Below are 6,273 nucleotides of genomic sequence, written 5' to 3'. Positions count from 1 at the left end.
GGCCGTTTGCATAAACAGTCTGGTGTTTTAAAACGTTCCTATAAAAGTTCCTTTTGTTTCCTTGCTAGGCTTTTAGTCGGATAATGAAATGTAAGTATTGCCTAATCTATTTGCAGTCTTCTTTTCTAATTTTTGAGCATAAATATGAAATTAAAACAATTCTCAAGCTAAAAACTTTTAGAGGTGAAATGAAGTGATTAAAAACCAGTCCAATTGTATTGTTTATGGATTAAAAAACAATCCAGATAAAAATTAAGTTTTTGCGGATGTCACTGTTGTCACTTTCGTCACTTAGAGTTCATAAAGAAGTGGGATTTAATCATTTACGATTATTTATTTCTGTAAGCATATTTTTGCTAAAATTAAAATTAATTTCTTTTTGTAGAGACGAAACATAAACATATATACTGATTTTTCTAAATTTATTTGCGTTACATAACTCTAAAAAACTATTCCAAGAAGTTACATATATATATGTTTCTCCATGTCGTAGCATTTTAGGTAAAGGATCTTTTAAGCTTGTGGTGGTGATTTTTGTGTCGCAGTATACAACATCACCTTCAATCCCTAATATCTATTTGCAGCAAGATCATTGTTTACTATGACCTCTTCAGAACTCTCCTTCATATTTGCAAATTGACTTTTATAATCGATTGTTGAATTGATGTTTTTGCTGATTACATTATCTGAAATAATAGATGCTATTTTTAAAAAAAATTCACCCATTTTTTGAAAAAAAGATTTTTTATGTGCTCCATGTAGTTCTGATATCGGTTGAACAATTCCCTTTTCAAAATGATCAATAAGCGAATCACAAAATTCGTTTAATTTTGGATTATTCATCCCGAGATGAGCTGGGTTGCTTTTATGAATTTCTCTATCAAGCAGAGAGACAAAGTTCACAACATCCTTTTTATCCAATTTGAAATTCTGCAAGGTATCTACTTTATCTTTTCCTTCTTCCATTCTTCGGATATTAACAACCTCTAACAATCTACCTTTTATTCCATAAGTAAAAGCTCCCCCTTTAGGAAGGCCGGTAATATCACTTAGATAATTAACTAAATCCTCTGCTTTTAGCAAAGTATTCTCTTTTATTAAAGAAATTATATCTTGAGGAACTGAAACTCCCGTTGTTTCTGCGCGATTGCAACCCATTTGCAGACTTTCTTTCATTATAGTGCGATTTATTTCTCTGTACGAAGGAACTGAGGTAAACAATTCTTTAATTTTAGGCCATCGGCCCTCTTGAGCATACAAAGCAACTAATTGCCTTTGTACTTCAATATTATCTTTTACCCCCATTTTTTTCAAAGCTTCGATTTTTTCGCCACGATTTTCCATTTTATGAATGCGGTTGAATTCATCAATTACTTCAGGGGTCACTGAAGGAATCAATGAAATTGGGTGGGGCACATCTTTAGGGCGTTTTTCCTTTGGTAATCCTTCTATATAATCTTGTATTTTTTGCGCGGACTCCATCCATGTTTGTCCATTTGTATGTTTATAAGCATCATCAATCATATGTTGAATTTCTTTATATTCAGAATTCCCACTAATAATATTTTTCACATACATACAATAAACTTCTGGGGAGCAAAAAGTGCTCTCGGTACTCATTTGTTTCACTTTGGCACGCATTAGAAAAGCAGCATAAGGGGTTTGACCAACGGTGGCCCCTCCAATGACTCCCTTGTGAGCCTCCCACACTTTAAATGGAATAGTTGCCTCTGATTGTTCTCCCCAAGTGAGAATACGAATTTTTACGTTATCATTTTGTTCATCATATTCTATATTATTGATAACAAAAAAATGCCCATCCATGGCTTGACTAATCTTGTTTTGCTCTGCCGGTAAATCGTCTTCAGGGGTTATAATAATATTGGCAAGTGTGGCTGTTCCCAAAAAACCAACCATATACCCATCCTGGATTAATTGACCGAGTTGCTTTATTGAATCACGATCGTGAATAGGAATATTCTGGACATTGTGGAAACTAGATTGTTTCATCCAGCTTTTTAATTCTTTAGAAGTGGTGACACCAAATAACTGTTTACCAACTTCACTACTTTCCTGATCATAACTCATCAATGCGTTTTCCGAGGCTCGTATACCATTTAAAATAACATGATCCACGTCACGAATTTCCTCAAGATCCTCTCCTGCCGGCTGTTTATCAGTAATGCTCTTTGTTACTTTAACTTTTAAACTACCCCGCTTGAAGCTTAATTTTTGTATATCAACTTCGCCCGTTTCAGCCAAGGATCCAACCATCTCGACATACTGTAATGGATTGAAAATGGCTATGTTATGTACAAATGCATTAACACCACATACCTGTTCGTGACGTTGATTAATGAAACGAGGATTTAAAACTCGTAGAATCATTTGAACCGTAAGTAGTTCTCGTTCAAAATTCGAAAATGCTAGTTCGCTGTCGTTATCAAGAAAATTGGTCTCTTCGTATTTTTGATAGTCACATTTTATAGGCTCTAAATTAGGAAATAGCATGACTTCTTTATCGTCAGGTTCTTTTCCAATAGGCAAAATATATTTGCGTATATACTCCACTTCACCAGTCAAATAGGCTAGTGCCTCTAATTGTTTGGCCACAATGTAAATTTTGGGATTAAATTTATCATCGTGCCAATCAGCTTTGGTTTTCTTAAGGTGTTCCTGTAACTCTCTTAATAATAACTTGGTTAATTCTTTAACATATGTTTTTTTAGTTGCAGTAGTAACGTCGGGATCATCGCTAATGCTGGTTACGCGATCCAAAGTATCAAGTAAGTCCTGAAAGGAAGAGATAGGTCTTTTGGCACCTGGCAATTTTTTTGGATTAAGCAGAAAAACCCCATCATTATCTTTAAGAAATTTACCATTCTTATCTTTTGCAAAAATATCAGTTAGTTGAATGCGCATACAACAACCTATAAAAAATGATTCTTTATGTTAATTTTAGACTAAAATTCAGGACTTAAACGTGGCAGGTATATGGGGGGTAAACGAGTTAATTATTCAAAATTTATATCATAATATAAATACCAGCAGATGATATTTTTAGATTTTTAATGAGGGATGTAGCAAGCGTAGGCTGGGCTGAAAAGCCCAGCGTTGATGTGGCGTATGAATCTGAGTTGGATTTCGCATTCAGCGTTATGAAGTCCCACACAAAGCCTGTCCTTACATCATAGATCCGTGTTGGGCTTTTCAGCCCAACCTACGCTTGCTGCGAAAAAATTAAGCCCTAATCAAGTATTCTAAGAAGTTATTATTAGAATAAATTATTACAGACACCAATATTTTAACTAATAATCTAGTGTAGTATTTTTATTTGAAACTCTTTATTCGAACTCATCTAGCAAGCGTAGGCTGGGCTGAAAAGCCCAGCGTTGATGTGGCGTATGAATCTGAGTTGGATTTCGCATTCAGCGTTATGAAGTTCCACACAAAGCCTGTCCTTACATCATAGATCCGTGTTGGGCTTTTCAGCCCAACCTACGCTTGCTTCAATTTGGTACACGGTGTGTTCCAAATTGGATATGATTTATGGAATGCAATGCGTTCCGAATCTATGTTATGACCTTACCCATGATTTGGATCTCATAGCGATCCAAATTAAATATTTATTCTCAATTCGGACCGCACTGCGGTCCAAAATTAGAGAGGCATTTATATTTGTTCTTTATTTAAGGCTTGCGGGGGATGACTTCGGCAGAATCCATCACTTCCATACACTTTAGAATATAATAGTAATAAGCTGCATAGGTTTTCATAGTCGTTCAGCATCAACAATAATACATGCCCGGGGTCTTGTTTTTTACCAATTTCTAGTCAGTAGGCAAAAAGCAAGACCTGATAGTACTCACAACCTCGCTCAATTGATTTTTCATAATCATTATCTTGCATTTTTAATAGGCCTAGTGTATTTGAAAAGACTTTTGCCTAAGTGAGTAGGTTAGGTTGCGACCCAATATTCAATCTAAGTAGAAATCAACTTTTTTATAATAATTCATTAAATAATAGGATGTTGTATGAGAACGAAACTGGAGCAATACATAGATCAAATGAAGCAGACCTGTAGTACTGTGCTTCTTGATTATAAAGAGGCCAAGCGGCTCATTAGAGACTACGAATCAGAAGAAAAATACCTCACAACTTATGATGCTAAAGCTGTCTTTAGCATTGATCAGATACAACAGAAAATACCAAACCATGATGCACCAAAATTTTTACAGAGCAAAGATACTGATTATTTTGTTGCCAAAATTAATGAAGCATTTATCCAATTTATCATTTTCGAATTGAATCTTAAGTTTAGTCAAATTCAAAATCGTTATGATCGTGAGTTAAACCCGGCATTTGAGGCGGATTACCTTGATTTTCTATCAGAGACATTTAACAGACGCGAAGAGTTTGACAATGATTATGTAGATGCAATCTCCAGTGAAGAAGAGCTAAGCGTATCTGTTAATCCTGAGTTCGATGATAAGGATAGTGTCGATTCAAATTCCAGTGGAGAAGAACACAGAGGGCCTGAGCCTCATGAATTCAACGATAATTATGATTACGATTCAAGTTCCATTGAAGAGGAACATCATGCACCTGGCAGCCATGATGATATTCATGATGTTTGTTTGCGGTTTTTAGCATCCATTGCTTGTAATAAGTATCATCCTTTGCATGCAGGTATATTGTCAGCTACACAATACAGTTCATCAAGTGAATTAATTCTCGCAATAACCGTTGCTTGCAGAGAGCATTTGAGTCAGGAAAAAGCATCAATAACTCCATTTAGCTCTTATTTTGAAACTCCACAGATGCTCGTATGGGGGATGGATCAAGGCCCAGGGGATACCCTTGATTTGAGCGACCATGAAGTAACATTTGTATTTGACGAAGATAGATGGCAAGCTCTGGCTGCTACTTATATATTAACTAAAAAAAGTACTCTAATCTTGTCTTCAATTGGTCTCTCTAGTTTACAATTAGATACCATAGGTAGAGCATTTTCAAAGGCCGGGGCAAGCGTACATCAATTAGTTTTACATAACTTTTCTTATCTATTATCAGTTAATACAGATGTCAGGGAATTGGGAGAGTTCTTAAGAAGAATGAATGTTAAAACACTGGACTTATCTTATAACTATTTGGAGATGCAATTCGATGCAGAATGCTTGAAAACCTTTGGTACCATGCTAAGAATAGGGAACGTTAAGAAAATAAATTTACGCGGCAATGATCTTTTTAAGATGCCTGAATCTTTATGGAGAAGTTTATGCGACTGCTTGGCTAATACTGAGATTGAATCAGTCGAAATTGATAGTATAAGCTCTCATAACCTGGCCATGCTTCATTCGGTTCTCAAAAAACCGTCTACTGATCCCAATTCTTTTTTTCATCATGGCAAAAAAACTGATTTATTGGGTCCAGCGGAGCATCATTATTGGTCAAGAACTATTTTCGGCCATGTAAGCTAATTAGCTCGAATGTCGGGTCTTGACCCGACCTACGTTGGATTTTCAGGGAGCAACATACGAAGCAAGCGTAGGCTGGGCTGAAAAGCCCAGCGTTGATTTGGCGTATTAGTCTGAGTTGGATTTCGCATTCAGCGTTATGAAGTCCCCCACAAAGCCTGTCCTTACATCATAGATCCATGTTGGGCTTTTCAGCCCAACCTACGCTTGCTTCATACTAGCGAGGTTCTCCCAGGAGATAGAAGACGCCCTCTCTCCTTTGCATATACTACTGTTGCTAAGAGTGCAGGATATGAAACTTTAGAGAAACTACTGGATATCACCACTGAGCCTCTTAAGGATTCGCTAGTTCTTTTCAATACCTTCTCTGCTGCGAGAGAACGTCTTGATGAAGCAATGAAGAGAACCATTTCCCTGCTGATTAATACTGGCGGATCCCAATTAAAAAATCCAAATGGTAATTCAAACTTCCCTATGGATGACGATCCTGACAATAAGTATTTTCGCTATACCCCATTATATTTAATCTGTGAGATGGGTTTCCAGGAGCAGGCATTACACTTAATTGCCAAAATACGCGAAGAAGGTTTTAGTTTTGATGCCATTGCTTTAAAAAAGAACGTCAGCCAGGCGAGGATTGGTTTACTCAATACCATTATACCAGTTTGCATTTGGCTATTGCCAAGGGGCATGAAGAGCTGGCGATAAACCTGATTGAAGCTGGGGCCAGTATTACGATCAAGGCGGTTATTGAGCGCCCCCCACTTATTTTGCCAGTTTTTTCTCTAATGTAGAG

4 protein-coding genes are annotated in these 6,273 nt (G+C 36.6%); 3 read left to right on the top strand and 1 reads right to left on the bottom strand.

Translation table 11 applies throughout. The features are described from left to right. Positions 1–567: 567 nt before the first annotated feature. On the bottom strand, positions 568–2,922 hold the full coding sequence (locus LOX96_RS16460) for a hypothetical protein (RefSeq protein ID WP_250424552.1): 2,355 nt from the start codon (positions 2,920–2,922) through the stop codon (positions 568–570). Positions 2,923–4,034: 1,112 nt separating this feature from the next. Here LOX96_RS16460 and LOX96_RS16455 point away from each other — a divergent pair. From LOX96_RS16455 to LOX96_RS17750, 3 genes are all read left to right on the top strand, one after another. Next, positions 4,035–5,480, top strand: a complete 1,446-nt coding sequence (locus LOX96_RS16455; protein WP_250424553.1) for a hypothetical protein — start codon at positions 4,035–4,037, stop codon at positions 5,478–5,480. A gap of 204 nt (positions 5,481–5,684) precedes the next feature. Then, a complete protein-coding gene (locus LOX96_RS16450) occupies positions 5,685–6,185 on the top strand; it encodes a hypothetical protein (RefSeq protein WP_250424554.1) in 501 nt (166 codons plus the stop codon). Beyond that, positions 6,143–6,271, top strand: coding sequence for a hypothetical protein (locus LOX96_RS17750; RefSeq protein WP_431606664.1), 129 nt, complete (start codon positions 6,143–6,145; stop codon positions 6,269–6,271). The genes LOX96_RS16450 and LOX96_RS17750 overlap by 43 nt, the downstream gene beginning before the upstream one ends. Positions 6,272–6,273: the final 2 nt, after the last annotated feature.

This window comes from Legionella maioricensis, assembly GCF_023618015.1.
GTDB classification, from domain to species: Bacteria; Pseudomonadota; Gammaproteobacteria; order Legionellales; family Legionellaceae; genus Legionella; species Legionella maioricensis.
Note: the sequence above shows the minus strand (reverse complement) of the source record. Positions and strands in the feature narration are given on the sequence as shown.

Coding starts and splice junctions, on each gene's coding strand:
- LOX96_RS16460 (WP_250424552.1), bottom strand. CDS start 2,922: ATGCGCATTCAACTAACTGATATTTTTGCAAAAGATAAGAATGGTAAA.
- LOX96_RS16455 (WP_250424553.1), top strand. CDS start 4,035: ATGAGAACGAAACTGGAGCAATACATAGATCAAATGAAGCAGACCTGT.